This is a genomic window from Flavobacterium psychraerolatum (genome assembly GCF_025960985.1).
Lineage (GTDB): Bacteria > Bacteroidota > Bacteroidia > Flavobacteriales > Flavobacteriaceae > Flavobacterium.
Map to the genome: position 1 here is coordinate 1 of NZ_JAOQMX010000026.1, position 21746 is coordinate 21746.

Consider the following 21746-nt stretch of genomic DNA (forward strand, 5'->3'; position numbering starts at 1 on the left):
TGCTACCGAATTAACCGCTCACAAAACAAAGACACAATATTCAATAATTTAATCAAAAGAATGGTAAAAGCAGATAATATTTGTCAAAAGGAGATTATATGTAACTAACTGCTTACCTCAATAAAACTTAAATAATAATCTGTGCTAATCTGTGAAATCTGTGTTTTGTATGTTATTTCATTTCCTCCAAAATTCGAATAATCTTATCTAATTTTTCGATTTCGATGGAGTTTAATTTATCAGCCAAAGCTTCAATTTCGAGCTTTGCTTCTTTGTTGGTGTTGTAGTCGTCTTGTGCTTGTACACGATCACGTTCATTTTGACGGTTTTGTGCCATCATAATTATAGGTGCAGCATAAGCAGCTTGGGTAGAAAACAATAAGTTTAACAAAATAAATGGATAAGCATCCCAATGTTTGAAAAAGGCAACCATATTTAGTCCCATCCAAATGATTACAAAGACAGTTTGGATGATTATAAAGCGCCAAGATCCCATTCCTTTGGCGACAGCATCAGCTATTCGGCCACCATAATTTAGATTTTCACGGTAGCTTTGGTGCCAGTTTTTATTCAGATTCATAAGAGTATAATTTTACGATATAAAGTAACGAAAGTTTTTAGTACGAGCTAAAATAAAGAAATAAACTTTTATAGCATGTATATTAGGTAGATTGCAGCTTAAAAATACTTCTCAACTGTTTCTATTTCGGTTAGATAGTAGTATTTTTGCCAAAATTAAAAAATCAGCTATGTACAAGTTACTATTACGTCCCTTACTTTTTTGTTTTGATCCTGAGAAAGTACATTACTTCACTTTTTCACTAGTTCGTTTTACCTCAAAAATCCCTGGTTTTAGTGCTTTGTACAGATCCTTGTATTTGGTAGATGATAAACGTTTGGAAACAGAAGTGTTTGGGTTGAAATTCAAAAATCCGGTCGGATTAGCAGCTGGTTTTGATAAGGATGCGAAATTGTACAAGGAATTATCCAATTTTGGTTTTGGTTTTATCGAAATCGGAACTTTAACTCCCAAAGGACAAGAAGGAAATCCAAAAACGCGTCTCTTTCGATTAAAAGAAGACCAAGCGATTATCAACAGAATGGGTTTTAATAACGGTGGTGTACTTGAAGCTGTCGAACGATTGAAATCAAACAACGGCGTTTTGATTGGTGGAAATATTGGTAAAAACAAACTCACACCCAACGAAGAGGCAACTTCAGATTACGAAATTTGTTTTGACGCCTTGTATGCTCACGTAGATTATTTTGTTGTGAATGTTAGTTCACCAAACACGCCCAATTTACGTGCCTTGCAGGACAAAGAACCATTGACACAATTGTTGCAAACACTACAAAATAAAAATATAGCTAAGCCAAAACAAAAACCAATTTTACTAAAAATCGCTCCAGATTTGACAGACGATCAATTACTAGATATTATTGATATTGTTAATGCTACCAAAATTGCAGGTGTAATTGCAACCAATACAACAATCTCCCGTGAAGGTTTACAATCTGAAAACAAAACGGAAATGGGTGGGCTGTCAGGAAAACCATTGACAAAACGATCTACAGAGGTAATTCGATTTTTATCTCAAAAAAGTAATAAATCATTTCCGATCATCGGAGTAGGAGGGATACATACCGCCGAAGATGCTTTAGAAAAATTAGATGCTGGTGCAAGTTTAGTACAACTCTATACCGGATTTATTTATGAAGGCCCTGCATTGGTCAAAGCCATTAATAAAAATATTTTGGCTAGAAAATAATTTTTCGATCTATAATTTTATGCTAACCAACCCTATTTTTAAAAATACGGTTGGTTTTTTTACTTTAAAATAGTACAAATTAAAACCAGGCTATGTTTAATATCATCCTTATTTTTGTCTTTCTGCTGTTGGGAATCGTTTTGCAAAATATAAAAAGGTTTCCAGTTTTATCGGCTTACAAAATCCTGAACAAAATTGTGGTGACGGTTTGTTTACCTGCAATTGTATTGTATTATATTCCAAAATTAGTTTGGAGCAATGAACTTTTATACCCTATTGGTGCAGCGTGGATCGGTTTTGTAGTGGCTTTTCTTTTGTTTTATTTTCTAGGAAAAAAATGGGGATGGTCAAACAAATTAATCGGTTGCCTTGTCTTGACAGCTGGTCTCGGAAACACATCGTTCTTAGGATACCCAATTATTAGTGCTTTGTATGGCGAAGCAGGGCTAAAGATTGCTATTTTGGTTGATCAACCAGGTACGGTAGTCGTGTTATCTACTTTGGGTATTTTTGTGGCAACTTATTTTTCGAAAGACAATCTGAATCCCATGCAAATGTTGGTTAGAGTTTTTAAATTTCCTCCCTTTGTGTTTTTTATTATCGCTTGCTTACTGAATGTCTTTTCGATTTCAATTAATGAAAATCTACAAATCATCCTGAAAAGTTTAGGAAGTATTATGGCGCCATTGGCATTAACATCGGTAGGGTTGCAGTTGCGATTTGAGCGTAAAAGTCAACATTGGCGCTTTTTGGGTTTTGGTCTTTTGTACAAATTAATTCTGACTCCTGCATTGATCTATGTTTTGTATGTGATGATTTTGGGTCAAAAATCGGCCATGATTGGAGTGGTATTAATGGAAACTGCTATGGCATCCAATATCACTGCAAGTATTTTGGCAGCAAGCTACGGACTCAAGCCTCGACTAGCGAGCATGATGATCGGATATGGGATTCCGCTATCGTTCATTTCTCTTATTTTTTGGTACTTTGTTGCGCAATATAGTGCCGTCTAAAAGTCCTTTTAGCCTTTATTTATGATTTGATACTAGCACTATTTGCCTTTTTTTTCCTAATTTTAATCAAAATTTAAAATTACATAGCACTATGGCAACAATACGATTAGGAGATATAGCTCCAGATTTCACTACAGATACAACACAAGGAAAAATAAGTTTTCACGAATGGCTAGGTGACTCTTGGGGAGTTTTGTTTTCGCACCCATCCGATTTCACGCCTGTATGCACAACCGAGTTAGGAACAGTAGCAAACTATTTTCCTGAATTTCAAAAACGAAATACCAAAGTAATTGCTTTGAGCGTAGACGGTGTAGAGTCGCATTTGAAATGGATTAAGGATATTGAGGAGACGCAAAATGTAACCCTACAATACCCAATTATCGCTGACGAAAGTAAGGAAGTGGCTAATCTATATGATATGATTCACCCAAATGCTGATAATACGCTAACGGTACGTTCGGTATTTATAATTGGTGCAGACAAAAAAGTGAAGTTGATCTTGACCTATCCTGCATCAACAGGAAGAAATTTTGACGAATTACTTCGTGTGATTGATAGTTTGCAATTAACGGCTAATTATAGTGTAGCTACTCCAGCAAATTGGAAAGACGGTGATGATGTTGTAATTTCAACTGCTATCAAAGACGAAGATATTCCAGCGAAATTCCCAAAAGGATTTAACAGAATCAAATATTATTTGAGAATGACGCCACAACCTAATAAATAAGGGTGTCACCAAATTGACCGATTAAGTGTTATCAAGTTAGAAGGAATCAACTTAGTCAAACAATATTAAAATTATGTCTTGCACGTTTTACTTCTATATCAAAAATAGGAGATACCAAAATGTTCCTTACATAGCATAAAAAAAAAAGGGAATTCAAATTAGTTTTGAATTCCCTTTTTTATGTTCAATAATTTTGATGAATTTGCAAAAGTCTTATTCTATTACTTTTTCGCAAAAAACAATCTAATCCTCGTTTGTTGTAGGTACAAAAATTAATGCAGCATAAGCCGGCAAGTTGGATGTTGCCTTCATAGCTTCATTGTCATAACCTTCCTGATCGATTTGAATAGGATGAACTTCCATGTCGGTAAATTCTTCATCATATCCTGTCCAATCACTATTAAATACCAATTGAAAACCCGCTGCTTGCGTGATTCCAAAACTGTAATTTTCGTACGATACGTTTGATAAATTTATAAGCACCACTGTCGAATCACTAAAATCTTCTTTAGTAGATCGTGCGTAGGCCAATACTTTATTCTGTTCATTAAAGTGCAAAATTTTGGTGAATTGCCCTTTTAATCCTTGGGTTTCAAATTTTTCTTCAGTTCGCAAGCGTACCAAGTCTCTTACCATTCTAGTAATGCCCTTGTGCTTTTTTTGTTGGTCCCAATCAAGTGCTTCTGTATCTTGAAAATATTCATCTTCAATAAATTCCTGACCTTGAAACAGCATCGGGATTCCAGGTGATGTTAGAGTAATAGCAATTCCTAAGATTGCTCTCTTCTTGCCAAAGAAGCTATCTGCGTTTCCTGGCTCAATCTCTTCAGGTACGCGCGCTTTGCCATTCGCAACCTCATCATGAGATTCGGTATATATAATTCTTTCAAAAGCATCTATGTTGTATTTAAATAAGATGGCATCAACTAATGATTGCATATCGCGGTGCTCATCTCCTTGTTCAATTAAAACTTTTCTAACAGGGTGTACAAAATTCATGTCCCATTGTGATCCATAACCCAATCCACCATTCTCAGTAGATAGTGTAACCAAACCGTCACCTTTCAAATCTTCGGCGATAGTTAATTTACCCGGATATTTTGCGTTAATCTCAGCATTAATATCTCTCATTAACATATTTCCTTCTGGAAGTTCACTATCGTAACCCAATCCACCACCTTCATAACGAATGTATGAGGTAGCGTCCATACGCAATCCATCACAATGATAATCTTCAATCCACATTAAAGCGTTGTCTCGTATGTATTGGCGTACTTCCTCGCGACCATAGTCAGGTCGTGAATCTCCCCAAGGAGTCTCAGATCTGTGATCATTATAGAAATAAATTCCACCTTTATCATTTTCAGACCAACCATCAAATTGCCATAAATCCATATCAGAAGGGCCAAAATGATTGTAAACAACATCCAAAATTACAGCTATACCTTCTTTGTGAAAAGCATTGACCATTTTTGCAAATGCTTCTGCACCACCATAATCACGCTCAATGGCAAATGGATACGATGGGTTGTAACCCCAAGAGATACCTCCAGCAAATTCGGCAATTGGTAATATTTCAACGCAATTGATTGCCAATGACTTCAAATATGGAATTTTCTTGATTACATCTTCAAACGTAGCCACTTGGTCTTCCTGTTTTCTATTGAAGGTACCAACGTGCAATTCGTAAATTACCAAATTGTTCCATGATTTCATTTCGAAATCTTGGTCTTCCCATTGAAATTCAATGTTTGTAACCAATGAGTTTCCGTTACTGTTAGTCATTTCTTTGGCGTAAGGATCATTACGTTCCAAGATTTGCTTACCATTGTGTATAATGAACTTGTATTCATCACCTGCTTTGGCATTTTTTACCGTAACTGCCCAATAGCCATTTTCTTCTGCCTTGAGTTTGTTTTTACTTTTGCTCCATTCGTTGAATGTGCCCGTAACATACACTTTGTCCGCATTGGGTGCCCACACTCTAAAGGTGGTTCCTGCTTTAGATACTATCGCACCCATGCCTGCAGTTTTTTCTATTACTTTTTCCATAATCTATAATTTTGAGGAACTTCAATGCTAGCAATCTTCTCGTTCTTTTCATCCTTGCTGTTGAATGATGGAGATTTTGACCATGAGTCATCCTGCTTTAGGGCTACGAGTACTTTTGGATATATTTTCCCGACTTTTGCAAATTGTGTGTTCATATATGGCGAATTTTTGTTGCTAAATTTTTTTACAAAGATGAATGAAAAGTGAATGTAGAAACTTATAAAATTTATTTCAGAATTTATATAATTAGCACTAAAAGAATATTTTGTGGATTATTTAAATTAAAATTTAATAGTATGCACAATTTGCTATTGCCATCTTTAGAAATTTTCAGGGAAAGTAGTTACGGATATTATATAGACAAGAATTTAATTTATTATAAGCTTAGCTATTTTTTTTGTGTCTTTTAGTATTATTATGTTTGTAATTAATATGTGCAAAATAATTCCATGAAATATTTTGTACATTAATAAAAGCCCATTAGAGGTTTAGTGGACCAAAATAATCTAAATAAGATAGTGGGAAAGAATAGTTGTAGATGTTCTATTGGGGGAGTTTGGGAGAAAAATACTAGCTATTTATTTTTGTAACAGAAAATTATTTTCGTTTACATAGTGATCGGCCCAGTTAATTGTGGCGACATTGTATATCATTTTAATTAAATCATTGAAGTTGTAAGGCTTCACTGCGTAATGATTAGCTCCCAAGTTGAGACTCAATTCAATATCTAATTTGCTTGAGCTAGTAGAGTAAATTACTACTGGAAATTGTTGTGTAGTAACTTCATCACGAATATCTTTTAAAAATTGTAAACCTGATTTTTTGGGCATGTTTAAATCTAAAAAAACAACTCCATTTTTTGGATTAAGTTCTTTTAAGTTAACTAAAAGGTTTTCACCATTTTTGTGGATATGAAGTTGTATAGGCTGGTGAAATTTTTGCGAAATACTAGCTACAGCGTCAGTAAAAAGGAGGATGTCATCTTCGTCATCGTCTGCATAAAAGATGGTGATTTCATTCATTTGTCAATATATTTAAATTGTAAAAGTATCTTTTATAATTTCAAAAATAGTAAGGCAAATTTGTGAATTTTATTGTTTTTTTTCTTTTAAATATTGACTGAGTTCTTGTATAGCAATGCGTCGCTTTTCTTTCACATTTTTAAAATGAGTAGGATTAAAGCCTGTTACTTTCTTGAATTGTGTAGAGAATGCCGAAAGACTACTAAAATGAAGTTTGCTAGCAATTTCGGAAAAATTTAATTCTTCAAATAAAATCATTTCCTTCGCCTTTTCCATTTTTATCAAATTGATATAGGTAATTATCGTACTCGAAGTGACCTCAGAAAATGCATTAGAAATATAATTGTAATCAAGATCTAATTTTTCACTCAGATAATCAGATATATTAATTTTGATATTTTCTTCGCTGTTCACATATTCTTGGCAGTAATGTTTAATTTTTTCGATTAAAATTCCGCCTTTGCTTTCTATGATTTCAAGACCAACGGTTTTTATTTTAGCATTTAATGTGCGCTTCTTTTCTTCGCTTAATTCCTCTTTAACTTGAACTTCTCCAAGTTCTACTTTAATTGGGTGGAGATTGAGTTCTTCCAGCGCGTCTTTTACAAATACTTTACAGCTCTCGCAAGCCATATTCTTGATATAGATTTTCATTTTGTGAATTTGGATTGTAAATATAGTAGTTTATGCAAGATATTATGTCATAGTGCATTATGTAAATCATGTTTTTATATTGTTCCTACGGGAATACTTTATTGTGAGAGATTTTTTTTTCCAATATTTTGTCCCTACGGGATATTCTGTCAATCCTGTAGAGATTCGATATTGGTAGAAAAGATAAGCGGGTTAGCAATAAAATCCCGAATTGATTATCATTATTGAATAGGCGCAAATGCAGTCCAATCCTGTAGGGATGATATATCGGTAGAAAATAATAACGGTTTAGGGGTTAAATCCCGTAGGGATGATATGTAATGGATATCAGATTCTAACAAAAATTTTATTTAAAGATCGTGTCATTATATCGTCCCTACGGGACTACTGTATTTGTATTAATCTTTAGCCTACCAATATTTTGTCCCTACAGGACATGTAGTCAATCTGTAGAGATTCAATATTGTTTGCAAGTATAATCGGTTTAGCAATAAAATCCCGAATTGATTATCATTATTGAATTGGCGCAAATGCAGTCCAATCCTGTAGGGATGATATATCGGTAGAAAATAATTACGGTTTAGGGGTTAAATCCCGTAGGGATGATATGTAATGGATATCAGATTCTAACAAAAATTTTATTTAAAGATCGTGTCATTATATCGTCCCTACGGGACTACTGTATTTGTATTAATCTTTAGCCTACCAATATTTTGTTCCTACAGGACATGTAGTCAATCTGTAGAGATTCAATATTGTTTGCAAGTATAATCGGTTTAGCAATAAAATCCCGAATTGATTATCATTATTGAATTGGCGCAAATGCAGTCCAATCCTGTAGGGATGACATATCGGTAGAAAACAAAAGCGGTTTAGGAATTAAATCCCGTAGGGATGATATATTATGGATATCAGATTCTAACAATAATGTTATTTAAAGATTGTGTCTTTATATCGTCCCTACGGGACTACTGTATTTACTATAATGTTTTTTCTACCAATATTTAGTCCCTACAGGACATATTGTCAATCCTGTAAAGATGTAGTATCGGTAGAAGACAGATATGGTTTAATAACAGAATCCCGAATTGATTATCATTATTGAATAGGTGCAAATACAGGCCAATCCCGTAGGGATGATATATCGGTAGAAAATAAATAAGGTTTAGCAATAAACCCCCCAATTGGTTACCAATAATGAATAGGTGTAAATAAAGGCCAATCCCATAGGGATTACATATTGGTAGAAACAATAACGGATTAGGAATTTAATCCCGTAGGGATGATACATTAATGGATATCAAATTCTAAAAAAGCGTCATTTAAAAATTATTTCATTATATCGTCCCTACGGGACTACTGTATTTATTATAATGTTTTTTCTACCAATATCTTGTCCCTACGGGACATTCTGTCAATCCCGTAGGGATGCAATATTGGTAGGAAATAGATACGGTTAAGTAGTAAAATCCCGAATTGTTTATCATTATTGAATTGATGTTAATGTGGGACAATCCCGTAGGGATGATATATTGGTAGAAAACAATAACGGTTCAAGAATTAAATCCCGTAGGGATGATATATAATGGATATCAGATTCTAACAAAAACGGTTTAGGAATTAAATCCCGTAGGAATGGTATATAATGGATATCAGATTTAAACAAATATGTTATTTAAAGATCGTGTCTTTATATCGTCCCTACGGGACTACTGTATTTATTGTAATGTCTTTTCTACCAATATTTTGTCCCTACGGGACATTCTATCAATCCTGTAAAGATGAAATATCGGTAGAAATTAGATAAGGTTTAGCATTAAAATCCCGAATTGATTATCATAATCGAATTGGTGCGAATGCAAGCCAATCCCGTAGGGATGACATATCGGTAGAAAACAAAAATGGTCTAGAAATTAAATCCCGTAGGGATGATATATTTTTTATTCTATTCCAGATATTGTTAGATTGGGTCTTTAAAGATGTATTGTTCATCAAATTCTATTTCAAAGACTTTTAGAAATTTCAGATATTCTTCCCTGAAGGATTCTTTTTTATGATGTTCTTCTTGATTCTGAATGTATTGAATTACTTTGGTGACATGAGATTTCGAATAAGAAAATGCACCATAGCCTTCTTGCCATTCAAATTTTACCTTTAAAAACCGTTTTTCATTGATCCATTTAGACGAATTTCCTTTGATGTCTTGTAATAATTCTGAAATGGACTGTGATGGTCGCATTCCTATGAACAGATGAATGTGGTCTGGCATTCCGTTTATTGCAAGTAATTTGTGGTTGTTATGGTGTATTATGCCAGTGATGTATTGGTATAATTCTTTCTTGAAAGAAGGATGAATTAGGCCGTTCCTATATTTTACGGCAAAGACAAATTGAAGGTGTATTTGTGTGAAGGTATTTGCCATAGCTTAGTTTTTTTTTCCTTGAAATTGGTCTGTAATCTAAATGTATTTGAAATTTTAAAAGTCTAATATGCAGTGTTTGTTAGTGCTACTAAGATAATTAAAATACAAACTGATTTAGAATTAAATTTACTAGATAAACGACTATTCTGCCCAGGATAGAAACGGAAAGCCCGCAAGCAGGGAGCCCTTAAAAACAAATCCCCAAACAGCGACCGGAGGAAGCTCGTTTGGGGATTATGTTTTTTTGGGTGACCTGTGCGGACTTGCAGTGTATAGCCTGAAATGGCAGCCAACTACTAATTTTCTACAAACCTAAATTGATTTTGGCATATTGTAATAATAAAATGGTTTTGGCATCTTTGATTTCGCCACTTGCAATCATATTATATGCTTTTTCGAATGGCCATTCTAGGACTTCAATTTCTTCTTGCTCGTGTTCGAGTCCGCCACCTTCACTTACCTTCATGTTGGCTGTGTATTCGCCCACAAAAAGATATAAAATTTCGGTTACGGCACCTGGAGAAACGTAGGTTTCCATAACTTTTTGAACATCGGTGATGCGGTAGCCTGTTTCTTCTTCGGTCTCACGGATGATGCATTGCTCGGGTTGGTCAGCATCGAGTAGGCCTGCGCATACTTCGATCAACATACCGCCTGGATTGCCGTTCAAATAGGAGGGAAGGCGAAATTGACGTGTTAAGATAATCGTTTTTAGTGCTTTGTTGTATAAAAGGATTCCTGCTCCGTTACCGCGATCGTACACTTCTCTTTTTTGCGTTATCCAAACTCCTTTTTTGTTGAGGTAGTCAAAAGTAACTTTGTTGAGTAAGTAGTAGTCGTTCGCAAGTACTTCTGTTTTTTGTATTTTTATAGTAAGGTTTTCCATGGTATATTTTGGGTAAAAAAAACGCTCTGAAAATTCAGAGCGTTTGGTATTATTTAAGTATCGTTTGTTTTCTGTCTGGACCTACAGAAACTATTTTGATAGGTACTTCAACCTCTTTCTCAATAAAGTCAATATATTCTTTTAATTCAATAGGCAACTCATCATAAGTTGTCATTCCTGTTAAATCTTGTTTCCATCCTTTGAACTCTTTGTAAACAGGAGTTACATTTTCTGGCTCGATGTTGTAAGGGAAATGACTGATTTCTTTTCCTTTATATTGGTATGATGTACATATTTTCAAGGTATCAAAACCAGAAAGCACATCACCTTTCATCATCATTAATTGTGTTACTCCATTTACTTGAACAGCATATTTTAAAGCTACGATATCCAACCATCCGCAACGTCTTTGTCTTCCTGTTACCGATCCAAATTCGTTACCAACTCTTGCCATTGTAGAACCATCTTCGTCAAAAAGTTCTGTTGGGAAAGGTCCGCTACCTACACGTGTAGTGTATGCTTTGAAGATTCCGTATACTTCTTTGATTTTGTTTGGTGCAATTCCAAGACCTGTACAAGCTCCTGCAGCTGTTGTGTTTGAAGAAGTTACAAATGGATACGTTCCAAAATCTACATCAAGCAAAGAACCTTGCGCTCCTTCACATAAGATTGATTTACCTGCTTTTTGAGCTTGGTACATGTATTCTTCACTATCAATAAAGTCTAGTTTTTTGATTTCTTCGATCGACTCAAAAAATTCAGCTTCTAGTTCTTCTAAGTTGTATTCTAATTCTACACCGTGGAAAGCAATCATAGCTTGGTGCTTCTCTGCAAGTGCACGGTATCTTTCTTTGAAGTCTTCCAATTCGATATCACCAACTCTTAGGCCATTACGACCTGTTTTGTCCATGTATGTTGGTCCAATTCCTTTAAGAGTAGAACCAATTTTAGCTTTACCTTTTGAAGCTTCAGAAGCTGCATCAAGCAAACGGTGGGTAGGCAATATTAAGTGTGCTTTTCTAGAAATGATTAATTTCTTTTTGATATCGATATTGAATTTTGCTAATCCTTCGATTTCTTTTTGGAAAACAACTGGGTCAATTACGACTCCGTTTCCAATCACGTTTACCGCAGTTTTATGAAAAATTCCAGAAGGGATAGTTCTCAATACGTGTTTTATACCATCAAATTCTAAAGTATGTCCTGCGTTTGGTCCTCCTTGAAAACGAGCAATGATGTCATAATTTGAGGTAAGAACGTCAACAATTTTTCCTTTTCCTTCATCTCCCCATTGTAATCCTAGTAATAAATCTACGGTCATTTTAATTTCTTTATTAAATCGTTAATCTGTTTTGATGGTCAGACACAGTTAGGCTCAACCTTATTATATAAACTAAATATTTCTTATGCTTATTTTTCTTCTTCCTTATCAACTGTTGCTTCTATTTCAGTAGTTTGTTCTACTACTGGTTTTTTTTTGGCACCGTAAAAGTACAAGGAATGATTGGTAATATCTACATCAAATATCTCTTCGATTGTTTTTTTGATGATTTGGATTCTTGGATCACAAAATTCTACTACTTCACCGGTATCGGTCATAATTAGGTGATCGTGTTGCTTGTCAAAATAGGACTTTTCATAATGTGCTTGATTTTGACCAAACTGGTGTTTGCGAACCAAGGCACAATCCAAAAGTAATTCTATTGTGTTGTATAAGGTAGCACGACTCACACGATAGTTTTTGTTCTTCATTTTGATGTATAAATTTTCTACATCAAAATGTTCTTCACTGTCGTATATTTCCTGAAGGATAGCATAACGTTCTGGCGTTTTTCTATGTCCTTTATTCTCAAGATACATTGTAAAAACATTTTTTACAATTTCTTGGTTTTTGTTGTTATCTGTGGAAATGAGTGTCATATTTGGCAAAGATAAATTATTATTTTAATAGTTCCGTAGGATTGAATTGAATTTTGTAAAATTCAACAAAAAATAGTCCTAAATTTCCTGTTTAGATAGTATTGGAAAGAACCCTTTTTTTGAATAAAATTCACGCTTTCGCGAAAGCGTGAAGAATCAATTAAAAATAGAGTTTAATATGAGTTAATTTTAATTGGTGTACACGCGGGTTACTTTGTCTACTCCGTCAATTTTCTTGATATTGTCTATTAATTTCTTTAAAATACTGTTGTTTTGAACAATTACAATTACTTGTCCTTTGAAAAGTCCAGCATCACCACTCAAGGAAATACTTTGGATGTTTACATTCATATTGTTCGAAATCACTTTTGTTAATTCATTGGTGAGTCCTTTCGTATCCATACCGGTTATGTTGAGCATGGCTTTGAATTCTTGTCGAGTGGAGTCTATCCATTTGGCAGGCATGATTCGGTATGCGTAATTAGACTGTAAAGAAATAGCATTGGGGCAATCTTTTTTGTGGACCTTGATTCCTTCGTTAATGGTTACAAAGCCAAAAACATCATCTCCAGGTATTGGGTTACAACAAGCGGATAATTTATAATCTAATTTGTCTTGTTTTTTTCCAAAAACCAACATATCGTAATTATGATTTAAGATATGTTTGTGGATGTCTGGATCTGCAGTTTTTTCAGAGCGTTTTATTTTATTTTTGAAAAAATTAATTAAGGTATTTCCTTTTTGAGAGGCATAATCTTTTAATTGCTGATTTTCAATTGATCCTACACCTACACGATAAAACAAATCCAAACTAGTTTTTAGATTGAAAAAGTTCACCATTTCATTAACAGTAGTTTCATTCAAAGTAACTTTTAAATGTTTCAGTTTTCGTGTAAGCAGTTCTTTACCGTCTTCTGCTATCTTTTTAGTATTTTCATTTAGAACATTTTTAATTTTTGTCTTAGCTCGTGATGTAGTTACATAATCTAGCCAGTTTGCAGTAGGTTTTTGGTTTGGAGAAGTGATTATTTCTACTTGGTCTCCACTTTTTAGTTCGTAATTTAACGGTACAAGTTTTCCGTTCACGCGCGTGCCTCGCGTTGTAATTCCGATTTCTGAATGGATGCTAAAAGCAAAGTCTAATGAGGTTGCACCCTTTGGTAGGGATTTGATGTCTCCTTTTGGTGTGAAAATATATATTTCTTTTGAATATAAATTCATTTTGAAATCTTCCACAAAATCCACTGCGTTAGATTCCGCATTTTCGATGGCTTCTCTTAGAAGGTTGAGCCAAACATCTAAGCCATGTTCTTCGTCTCCACCATTTTTATATTTGTAATGGGCTGCATATCCTTTTTCCGCAATTTCGTCCATTCGCTCGCTGCGTACTTGTACTTCTACCCAGCGACCTTTTGGTCCCATAACAGTAATATGTAATGCTTCATAACCTGTTGATTTTGGAGATGATATCCAATCGCGCAAGCGGCTAGGGCTAGGCCTATAATGATCTGTTACAATCGAATAGATTTTCCATGCAATAAATTTTTCATCGTGTGGGATGGACTTGTAGACGATACGCAAAGCGAATTTATCATATACTTGATCAAACCCTACATTTTGAGCTTGCATTTTTCTACGAATAGAATAGATTGATTTGGGACGACCTTTAATGATGTAGTCAATTCCTTCAATGTCTAATGAAGCTTTTAAGATAGCAGATATATCTTTTATGTAATTGTCTTGCTGTTCCTTTGTCTCTTTTATTTTACTTACAATTTCGTTGTAAATTTTGGGTTCTGTATATTTTAATCCTAGATCCTCAAGCTTAGTCTTAATATTGTATAATCCTAATCGATGGGCAAGTGGTGCATAAATATATAAGGTTTCTGAGGCAATTTTTTCTTGTTTATAATCATCCATGGAGTCCATGGTTTGCATATTGTGAAGTCTGTCAGCTATTTTGATTAGGATTACACGTACATCATCATTTAGTGTTAATATCATTTTACGAAAATTCTCGGCTTGCATCGAGACTTTCATGTCTTTTTGTACCAATGATATTTTAGTAAGTCCTTCAACTAGTTGCGCTACTTTTGGATTGAACAATCGTTCGATGTCCTTGACTGTTATCGGTGTGTCTTCTACAACATCGTGCATTAATGCCGCGGCTATTGAAGTTGCTCCCAAACCAATTTCTGAAGCTACTATTTTTGCAACAGCAATAGGATGAAATATATAGGCTTCGCCCGATTTACGGCGTTGCTCTTTGTGTGCGTCAACGGCTACATCAAATGCTTTTCTAATGAGTTTTTTGTCCTCAGAGGATAAAGTTTGGTAGCTGATGCGAAGTAATTCCTTGTATTCTTGAGCAATAGCTTTATTTTCTTTCTCGATGTCGATTTCTATCATAACTGGGGTGTTCATTATTTAAAAATAAGTATAAGTTACGATATATGCAAGAGAAAGAGAAAGCTAATTTTGATAGAATAAATTAAGGTACGTCTAAGCACAAACAAGTCTGTTTTTGATTAACAGATGTTCATTGTTAGTTTTTTTAATCATGGGAATGTATAGAGTAAAAAGTTTTTTTTGTTAAAATATCTACTTCAGTTGTTTAGCAATTGAATATTTGCAGTTTTAAAAACCTCGCTGCCTTTTTGCTTCAAAAATTAAGATAGCTGCTGCGACGGATACATTCATGCTATCGATCTCACCTTGCATAGGGATGATTATATTTTGTGTTGCAGCATCACGCCATTCTTGAGTCAGACCAGTAGCTTCTGTGCCCACAACAAGAGCAGTAGGTGTCGTATAGTCTTGCGTGTGATACGAGGTCGAATTTTGTAATGTAGCGCAATAGAAATTGATGTTTTTTCCTTTTAGATAATTTATTATTTCAGCAGTTGTTCCTGTAGCGATTTGATTGGTAAACAAACAGCCCACGCTAGAGCGTACTATATTTGGGTTGTATAGATCACTTTTGGGGTTTGCGATAATTACTGCATCTAGGTTTGCAGCATCGGCGGTACGCAACAAGGCTCCAATGTTTCCAGGTTTTTCGGGTGCTTCAGCAATTAGAATTAATGGATTGTCAGATAATTTTAAATCGGAAAGCTGCATTGATTTTGTTTCAGCTATTGCCAAAATGCCCTCGGTAGTATCACGATAGGCTAGCTTTTGAAAAACTTCTTTGTTGATTTCAATGAAGTCGACCGATTTTATAACCTTTTTTGCTTCGATTTCGGTACATATTTCAGGGTAGAAAAGTACCGTTTGAATCGTGTACCCTCCCTTAATAGCGATTTCAATTTCTCGCTTTCCTTCAATGATAAAAGTACCGGTTTGTTTGCGGTTTTTAGCTTTATCTTGTAGTAAAACAAGTGATTTTATATAAGGATTTTGGATGGAGGATATTTGTTTCAATTGCTGGTATTTATGGGGTTATCTATAAAAGTAATCTACATTAAGCTCTTAGTTTTTTTACAACCTACTTTACTTGATGTTACTTTTGATTAAAAGGGAAACGATTTCAAAAGGCTAAGATACTATAGATTTTTATAATTTAAAATACATTCGTGAGAACGCTAGTAAAATAAGGGGTATTCTGTTTCTAATTGGTTACTTTTGCGTTTTTTAATTTAGTGTACTTGGTTCTATGTTTTATTTAATTCAAATTATTGGTATTTTGGCTTTCTCCATGTCTGGAGCGTTAACAGCAATGAACAAAAGAATGGATGCTTTTGGGATTTTTATCATCGCTTTTGTAACGGCTTTGGGAGGTGGTACTTTAAGAGATGTCTTAATAGGAAAGACACCTGTAAGCTGGATGGAAGATTTACTTTACGTAGAATTGGTAATTGCAGGTTTTGTACTAGCAATCATTTTTAGAAAAAAATTAGAATACCTACGAGTTTCTTTTTTCTTATTTGATACCATTGGATTGGGAGTTTTTACTTTAATAGGACTTGAGAAAGGAATTGGTATTGGACTTCATCCCGTAATTTGTATTGCTATTGGTACTATGACTGCTTGTTTTGGAGGTGTAATTCGCGATATTTTATGTAATGAAATTCCAGTTATTTTTCGAAAAGAAGTCTATGCTACTATTTGTATTTTTGGTGGAATTATATTTTTTGGTTTAAAAGAATTTAATTTAAATGAAGATATTTTGTATTTGATTACTTCATCTGTGATTATTGGAATTAGATTATTGGCAGTGCAATTCAAATGGTCTTTACCTACTTTGCAACACAAATAAATTCTACCTTAAATTTTCTATTTGAAGCCTAGATTACCATAGTATTAAATAGTTTTTTTCGAATTAAATAAAACGACTCCGCTTTATATCCTTATTTTGTGATGATTATTCTGTTGATGGGGATTTTAGTCTGTAAAATCGATAAAAAGTCTTATTTTCACATTTTAATATATTGTACGTTGTGAATCAATACCAAGTAAAACTATATCAAACTTCTAATTATAAGCAATGGAATGACTTTGTTGGGCAAGCCATGAATGCTACCTTTTTATTTCATCGTGATTTTATGGAGTATCATCAAGAACGATTTGAAGATTGCTCTTTGATGGTTTTTGAAGGTGAAAAAATAGTTGCTATTATCCCCGCCAATAGAGTAGGTGATACGGTATATTCTCATCAAGGGTTAAGCTATGGTGGATTGGTGATTAAAGAACTTAGAATAAAAGATTATTTATTGGTATTGAAAGCTGTCTTGTTTTTTTTGAATTCAAAAAATATATTGATTTTAGACTTGAAAATAATTCCTAAAATATATAATCAGACATTATGTGATGAAATCGATTATGCTTTTTTTGTATTACAGTCCACTATTTATAGAGCAGACGCTTATTTGGTAATCGATATGATATGTCCTTATGAGCCAAATAGAAATAGAAAAAGAGCCTTGAAAAAAGCTACTTTACTTCAGATTGAAATCAAAGAAGAACTAGATTATACTACATTTTGGAAGACTATTTTAACACCTAATTTGCAGGAACGCTTTGGTGTAATTCCTGTGCATTCCTATAAAGAAATAAAAAAGCTAGCAGAATTATTTCCTAAAAATATTAAACTCTTTAATGCTTACCAAGGCGATGTTTTAAAAGCAGGTGTAGTTATTTTTTTGATGAGTGGGGTTGTACATTTTCAGTACAGTTCTGGCGGAGCTGATCGTACAGATACTGCAGCATTGGATATACTATTTGATTATATTATTCAAAAATATGCCGATAATCGGTATGTGAGTTTTGGTAGCTCGACAGAAAATGGTGGCTTAAAGTTAAATAGTGGATTGGCTTACTGGAAAGAAAGCTTTGGTGCTAAGACAACTGTTCAAAATTATTATCGGGTGGAAACTAAAAATTATAATAGACTAGATATTCCATTATTATGATAAAATTCCTTGATTTGCATAAAATAAATGAAGGTTATCAATCCTCATTCGAACAAAAAATGAAATCTTTTTTCGAAAAAGGATGGTATATATTAGGAGATGAAGTTACAGCTTTTGAAAAGCAATTTGCAACCTATTGTGGAACCAAGCACTGTATAGGGGTTGGTAATGGCTTGGATGCTTTGGTATTGATATTAAAAGGATATATTCAGTTAGGCAAGCTGCAGAAAGGGGATGAAGTCATTGTACCTGCAAATACTTTTATAGCAAGTATTTTAGCAATTTTACAAGCAGACTTAGTACCTGTTTTGGTAGAGCCAGAGAATACGAGTTATACTATTGATCCAGAGTTGATAAAGGAAAAAATAACCACTAAGACGAAAGTAATTTTGGCGGTACACTTGTATGGACAACTTTGTGATATGGTGGCGATTACTGAGATTTCTTTAGCTTATAATTTATTGGTTATTGAGGATGCAGCTCAGGCTCATGGGGCAGTTTTAAACTTTAAAAGAGCAGGGAATTTAGGCAATGCGTCTGGCTTTAGTTTTTATCCGGGTAAAAATCTAGGAGCATTGGGTGATGGTGGAGCAATAACGACTAATGACGATGCCTTGGCAGAAGTGTTATTTTCCCTAAGAAATTATGGTTCTAAAGCGAAATATGAGAATGAATTTGTAGGCGTAAATTCTAGACTAGATGAGTTACAAGCTGTTTTTTTGAATGTGAAATTACCAAAACTTGATGCAGATAACCAGAATCGTAGAGATATAGCAAAACGATATTTGTCTGAGATCACAAATGATAAAATAATATTGCCAGTTTGGGATTTATCAAATACTCATGTTTTTCATGTATTTGTTATTCGTTGTAAAAAAAGAGATGCTTTACAAGAATTTTTATTCGAGAATGGTATTCAGACCGTTATCCATTATCCGATTCCACCACACAAGCAAAAAGCACTGCAAGAATGGAATAGTTTTTCTTATCCAATTACTGAGACACTACATAATGAAGTATTGAGTTTACCCATAAGTCCTGTATTAACTGAAGAGGAAGTGAGTTTGGTTATTAAAATTTTAAATTTATTTTAATAATGAAAAAGATAAAAGCAGTTATTAGAAAATATATGCACCCCAAGCTATGGAGGTTTCTTGTGGATTGTTGTATGTTTATTATTACCAATAGATTTTATGCCTTCTATTTGTTTAATCGTGCGCCAATAAGACAACAAAAAGCATTAAGAATAATTCAAAAAAAAGAAAAAGTGATAGTTGCTTTTTTTTTAATTCATGAATCAGTTTGGAAATATGATCACCTTTATAAATTAATGGTTGCACATCCCAAATTTGATCCTATAATTTTTGTCTGTCCAGTTATTAATTATGGACAAGAAAGTATGCTTTTTGAAATGGATAAGTCATACAAAAGTTATAAGAGTAAAGGATATAATGTAATAAGAACATTTGATGTTCAAAGCCAAAAATACTTGGATATAAAAAAAGTTTACGCACCAGATATTATTTTCTACACCAACCCTTACGAAGGTCTTATTGATCATAGGTATTACATTCATAAATTTCCTAAAACTTTAATGTGTTATGTGCCCTATGCTATTATGACTACGAATTATGAGTCGTTTTATAACTTAGATTTTCATAATATTATTTGGAGAATCTTTTCGGAAACACCAATACATCACAAAATTTTGGTCGATAGACAAAAAATTAAAGGACGAAATAGTATCGTAACTGGTTTTCCAGGTTTTGATCAACTAATCACCAACAAGTCACCAAATAGTGCAGTCTGGAAGGTAAGTCCTCATCAGTTGAAGAAAATTATTTGGGCACCACATCATTCGATGAAAGAATTAAATAAAGTTTCAAATTTTTTAGAATATTATGATTATTTTTTAGAGTTAGCCCAGCGCTATCAGGATAAAATACAAATAGCATTTAAACCACATCCATTATTGAGATTAAAATTAGAAAAAGATCCCGATTGGGGGAAAGAACGAACAGATGCTTACTACGAAAGATGGAATAGATTGGAGAATGGACAGTTTGAAAATGGCAGCTATGAAGATCTTTTTTTAACATCTGATGCTTTGATACATGATTGCGGATCCTTTATGTCGGAGTATCTTGTTACTGGAAAACCTTCACTTTTTATGATTCGGAATGAATCTGTCATGAAGGAATGGAGTGAATATGGACAGAAAACAGTTGAGATGCATTATCAATCCAGAAATAATAAACAAGTCGAGGACTTTATAGAGAATGTAGTGTTGAATGATAAAGATGAGATGAAAGAAAAACGAACTGCATTTGTACAAAATGTTTTACTACAGAATAGTACAGTAACTGCGTCCGAAAGAATTTTACGTAACCTGGAACATGAACTTTTTAGTTAATATACACCTTTGATTGTACTTATTAAAATTTAGATAACAATAATAAAAATAAAATAAATGAATATAGCTGTGATCTTAGCAGGAGGAGTAGGAACACGATTGGGGATATCACTTCCAAAGCAATTCTTTAAGGTGGCAGGGAAAATGGTAATTGAGCATGCGGTTGATGTGTTCGAAAAAAATGAAATGATCGATGAAATAGCCATTGTAATCAATAGTCATTATACTTTTATGGTGGAAGATATGATTATTAAGAATGGTTGGTTTAAAGTGAAACGTATTTTGGAGGGGGGCGAGGAACGTTATCATTCTAGTTTAGCAGCAATAAATGCTTATCAAGATTTTAAGGAAGCTAATTTGATTTTTCATGATGCTGCCCGACCATTAGTGAGTCAAAGAATTGTTAATGATGTGATTCTTGCAATGGAGCATTATAGTGCAATAGATGTTGCTATTAATTCTGCTGATACCATTATTGAAGTAGAGAAGGATATTATAACTGCTATTCCAAACCGAGCAAAAATGAGAAGAGGGCAAACACCTCAAGGTTTTAAACAAGCAATTATTGCAAAAGCATATAAATTAGCTCTCAAGGATGAAAATTTTGAAGCAACGGATGATTGTGGAATTGTTAAGAAATATTTACCCAAAGAAAAAATATTTGTAGTGAGCGGTGAAGAGGTCAATATGAAATTGACTTATCCTGAGGATACCTATATATTAGATAAGTTATTTCAATTGCGTTCAGCCGAGATTCAAAATTTTCCCTTATCACCAGAACTATTAGTCGATAAAGTTATGGTAGTATTTGGTGGTACTTATGGAATAGGAGAAAGTATAGTTAAACTAGCGACTTTAAATGGAGTTAAAGTTTACAATTTTTCTCGATCTCACAATAATACTGATATCTCCAAAATTGAGGATGTTAAGAAAGCATTACTAGAAGTATTTCAGATAGAAAAAAAAATAGATTTTGTTGTTAATACTGCTGCTGTTTTACACAAAGAGCCTCTCGAAACAATGAGTTATGAATTTATCTGTGATGCAGTTAATACCAATTATTTTGGAATGTTACATGTAGCACTTTCGTCTTTACCTTATTTGAAGAAATCAAAAGGGCATATTTTGTTTTTTACATCAAGTTCATATACTAGGGGTAGGGCATTTTATAGTATTTATTCGTCTACAAAAGCTGCAACTGTTAACTTTGTTCAAGCAATTTCGCAAGAATGGGAGTCTTTTGGAATCAAAGTTAATTGTATCAATCCAGAGCGTACACAGACCCCCATGAGAGTCAAAAATTTTGGTAACGAATCTGAAGATACATTATTGAAGCCAGAGTTAGTTGCCTTGCGATGTATACAAACTTTGCAATCAAACTGTACTGGGCAAGTGATTGATGTACGACTACTGTAATAAAAGCATATAATAAGGAGTAATTATTTGTTTTGGAT

The 21746-nt window shown here is 33.8% G+C and carries 19 protein-coding genes and 1 pseudogene; 9 read left to right on the plus strand and 11 right to left on the minus strand.

Translation table 11 applies throughout. The features are described 5' to 3' along the window. Positions 1-108 (plus strand): annotated as a pseudogene (locus tag M2326_RS10675) (IS1595 family transposase); the annotation flags it as partial. 64 nt (positions 109-172) lie between these two features. Here M2326_RS10675 and M2326_RS10680 read toward each other — a convergent pair. Next, positions 173-580: a DUF1003 domain-containing protein gene (locus tag M2326_RS10680; RefSeq protein WP_108740616.1), complete on the minus strand. Its 408-nt coding sequence runs from the start codon at positions 578-580 to the stop codon at positions 173-175. 169 nt (positions 581-749) lie between these two features. Between M2326_RS10680 and M2326_RS10685 the strand changes: the two genes are divergently transcribed. From M2326_RS10685 to M2326_RS10695, 3 genes are all read left to right on the plus strand, one after another. Then, a complete protein-coding gene (locus M2326_RS10685; RefSeq protein ID WP_264619551.1) occupies positions 750-1769 on the plus strand; it encodes a quinone-dependent dihydroorotate dehydrogenase in 1020 nt (339 codons plus the stop codon). Between the two features lie 92 nt (positions 1770-1861). Next, the gene (locus tag M2326_RS10690) at positions 1862-2782 is read left to right on the plus strand and encodes an AEC family transporter (RefSeq protein WP_264619552.1); all 921 of its coding nucleotides are present in this window, start codon (positions 1862-1864) and stop codon (positions 2780-2782) included. Positions 2783-2873: 91 nt separating this feature from the next. Next, positions 2874-3512, plus strand: coding sequence for a peroxiredoxin (locus M2326_RS10695; protein WP_264619553.1), 639 nt, complete (start codon positions 2874-2876; stop codon positions 3510-3512). A 243-nt stretch (positions 3513-3755) separates the two neighbouring features. On the opposite strand, the gene M2326_RS10700 is transcribed toward M2326_RS10695, so the two are convergent. From M2326_RS10700 to M2326_RS10745, 10 genes are all read right to left on the minus strand, one after another. After that, positions 3756-5564, minus strand: coding sequence for an alpha-amylase family glycosyl hydrolase (locus M2326_RS10700; protein ID WP_264619554.1), 1809 nt, complete (start codon positions 5562-5564; stop codon positions 3756-3758). Next, on the minus strand, positions 5552-5719 hold the full coding sequence (locus M2326_RS10705; RefSeq protein WP_264619555.1) for a hypothetical protein: 168 nt from the start codon (positions 5717-5719) through the stop codon (positions 5552-5554). Before M2326_RS10705 ends, M2326_RS10700 begins: the two co-directional genes overlap by 13 nt. Positions 5720-6142: 423 nt before the next feature. Then, positions 6143-6586 carry a response regulator gene (locus M2326_RS10710; RefSeq protein ID WP_264619556.1) on the minus strand — a complete coding sequence of 148 codons (444 nt, stop codon included), beginning with the start codon at positions 6584-6586 and terminating at the stop codon, positions 6143-6145. A gap of 69 nt (positions 6587-6655) precedes the next feature. Beyond that, complete coding sequence (locus M2326_RS10715) at positions 6656-7240, minus strand: helix-turn-helix domain-containing protein (RefSeq protein ID WP_264619557.1); 585 nt, start codon at positions 7238-7240, stop codon at positions 6656-6658. A gap of 1960 nt (positions 7241-9200) precedes the next feature. Next, entirely contained in the window at positions 9201-9662 is a 462-nt protein-coding gene (gene tnpA / locus M2326_RS10720; protein WP_264619558.1) for an IS200/IS605 family transposase, read from the minus strand. 304 nt (positions 9663-9966) lie between these two features. Continuing rightward, a complete protein-coding gene (locus M2326_RS10725; protein ID WP_264619559.1) occupies positions 9967-10548 on the minus strand; it encodes an NUDIX domain-containing protein in 582 nt (193 codons plus the stop codon). A 49-nt stretch (positions 10549-10597) separates the two neighbouring features. Then, complete coding sequence (locus M2326_RS10730; RefSeq protein WP_264619560.1) at positions 10598-11869, minus strand: adenylosuccinate synthase; 1272 nt, start codon at positions 11867-11869, stop codon at positions 10598-10600. Positions 11870-11958: 89 nt separating this feature from the next. After that, positions 11959-12468: a Fur family transcriptional regulator gene (locus M2326_RS10735; RefSeq protein ID WP_264619561.1), complete on the minus strand. Its 510-nt coding sequence runs from the start codon at positions 12466-12468 to the stop codon at positions 11959-11961. A gap of 189 nt (positions 12469-12657) precedes the next feature. After that, the gene (locus M2326_RS10740) at positions 12658-14877 is read right to left on the minus strand and encodes a RelA/SpoT family protein (RefSeq protein ID WP_264619596.1); all 2220 of its coding nucleotides are present in this window, start codon (positions 14875-14877) and stop codon (positions 12658-12660) included. Between the two features lie 228 nt (positions 14878-15105). Further along, positions 15106-15891, minus strand: a complete 786-nt coding sequence (locus M2326_RS10745) for a TrmH family RNA methyltransferase (RefSeq protein WP_264619562.1) — start codon at positions 15889-15891, stop codon at positions 15106-15108. A 232-nt stretch (positions 15892-16123) separates the two neighbouring features. Here M2326_RS10745 and M2326_RS10750 point away from each other — a divergent pair, with 232 nt between their 5' ends. From M2326_RS10750 to M2326_RS10770, 5 genes are all read left to right on the plus strand, one after another. Beyond that, positions 16124-16726, plus strand: a complete 603-nt coding sequence (locus tag M2326_RS10750) for a trimeric intracellular cation channel family protein (protein WP_264619563.1) — start codon at positions 16124-16126, stop codon at positions 16724-16726. 181 nt (positions 16727-16907) lie between these two features. Next, positions 16908-17879 carry a GNAT family N-acetyltransferase gene (locus tag M2326_RS10755; protein ID WP_264619564.1) on the plus strand — a complete coding sequence of 324 codons (972 nt, stop codon included), beginning with the start codon at positions 16908-16910 and terminating at the stop codon, positions 17877-17879. Next, positions 17876-18973 (plus strand): DegT/DnrJ/EryC1/StrS family aminotransferase, encoded by a 1098-nt coding sequence (locus M2326_RS10760; protein ID WP_264619565.1) that lies wholly within the window; start codon positions 17876-17878, stop codon positions 18971-18973. Before M2326_RS10755 ends, M2326_RS10760 begins: the two co-directional genes overlap by 4 nt. 2 nt (positions 18974-18975) lie before the next feature. Then, on the plus strand, positions 18976-20292 hold the full coding sequence (locus tag M2326_RS10765) for a CDP-glycerol glycerophosphotransferase family protein (RefSeq protein WP_264619566.1): 1317 nt from the start codon (positions 18976-18978) through the stop codon (positions 20290-20292). A gap of 57 nt (positions 20293-20349) precedes the next feature. Then, positions 20350-21708 (plus strand): bifunctional cytidylyltransferase/SDR family oxidoreductase, encoded by a 1359-nt coding sequence (locus M2326_RS10770; protein WP_264619567.1) that lies wholly within the window; start codon positions 20350-20352, stop codon positions 21706-21708. Positions 21709-21746 lie beyond the last annotated feature (38 nt).

Coding starts and splice junctions, on each gene's coding strand:
- M2326_RS10680 (WP_108740616.1), bottom strand. CDS start 580: ATGAATCTGAATAAAAACTGGCACCAAAGCTACCGTGAAAATCTAAAT.
- M2326_RS10685 (WP_264619551.1), top strand. CDS start 750: ATGTACAAGTTACTATTACGTCCCTTACTTTTTTGTTTTGATCCTGAG.
- M2326_RS10690 (WP_264619552.1), top strand. CDS start 1,862: ATGTTTAATATCATCCTTATTTTTGTCTTTCTGCTGTTGGGAATCGTT.
- M2326_RS10695 (WP_264619553.1), top strand. CDS start 2,874: ATGGCAACAATACGATTAGGAGATATAGCTCCAGATTTCACTACAGAT.
- M2326_RS10700 (WP_264619554.1), bottom strand. CDS start 5,564: ATGGAAAAAGTAATAGAAAAAACTGCAGGCATGGGTGCGATAGTATCT.
- M2326_RS10705 (WP_264619555.1), bottom strand. CDS start 5,719: ATGAACACACAATTTGCAAAAGTCGGGAAAATATATCCAAAAGTACTC.
- M2326_RS10710 (WP_264619556.1), bottom strand. CDS start 6,586: ATGAATGAAATCACCATCTTTTATGCAGACGATGACGAAGATGACATC.
- M2326_RS10715 (WP_264619557.1), bottom strand. CDS start 7,240: ATGAAAATCTATATCAAGAATATGGCTTGCGAGAGCTGTAAAGTATTT.
- tnpA (WP_264619558.1), bottom strand. CDS start 9,662: ATGGCAAATACCTTCACACAAATACACCTTCAATTTGTCTTTGCCGTA.
- M2326_RS10725 (WP_264619559.1), bottom strand. CDS start 10,548: ATGGAAAACCTTACTATAAAAATACAAAAAACAGAAGTACTTGCGAAC.
- M2326_RS10730 (WP_264619560.1), bottom strand. CDS start 11,869: ATGACCGTAGATTTATTACTAGGATTACAATGGGGAGATGAAGGAAAA.
- M2326_RS10735 (WP_264619561.1), bottom strand. CDS start 12,468: ATGACACTCATTTCCACAGATAACAACAAAAACCAAGAAATTGTAAAA.
- M2326_RS10740 (WP_264619596.1), bottom strand. CDS start 14,877: ATGATAGAAATCGACATCGAGAAAGAAAATAAAGCTATTGCTCAAGAA.
- M2326_RS10750 (WP_264619563.1), top strand. CDS start 16,124: ATGTTTTATTTAATTCAAATTATTGGTATTTTGGCTTTCTCCATGTCT.
- M2326_RS10760 (WP_264619565.1), top strand. CDS start 17,876: ATGATAAAATTCCTTGATTTGCATAAAATAAATGAAGGTTATCAATCC.
- M2326_RS10765 (WP_264619566.1), top strand. CDS start 18,976: ATGAAAAAGATAAAAGCAGTTATTAGAAAATATATGCACCCCAAGCTA.
- M2326_RS10770 (WP_264619567.1), top strand. CDS start 20,350: ATGAATATAGCTGTGATCTTAGCAGGAGGAGTAGGAACACGATTGGGG.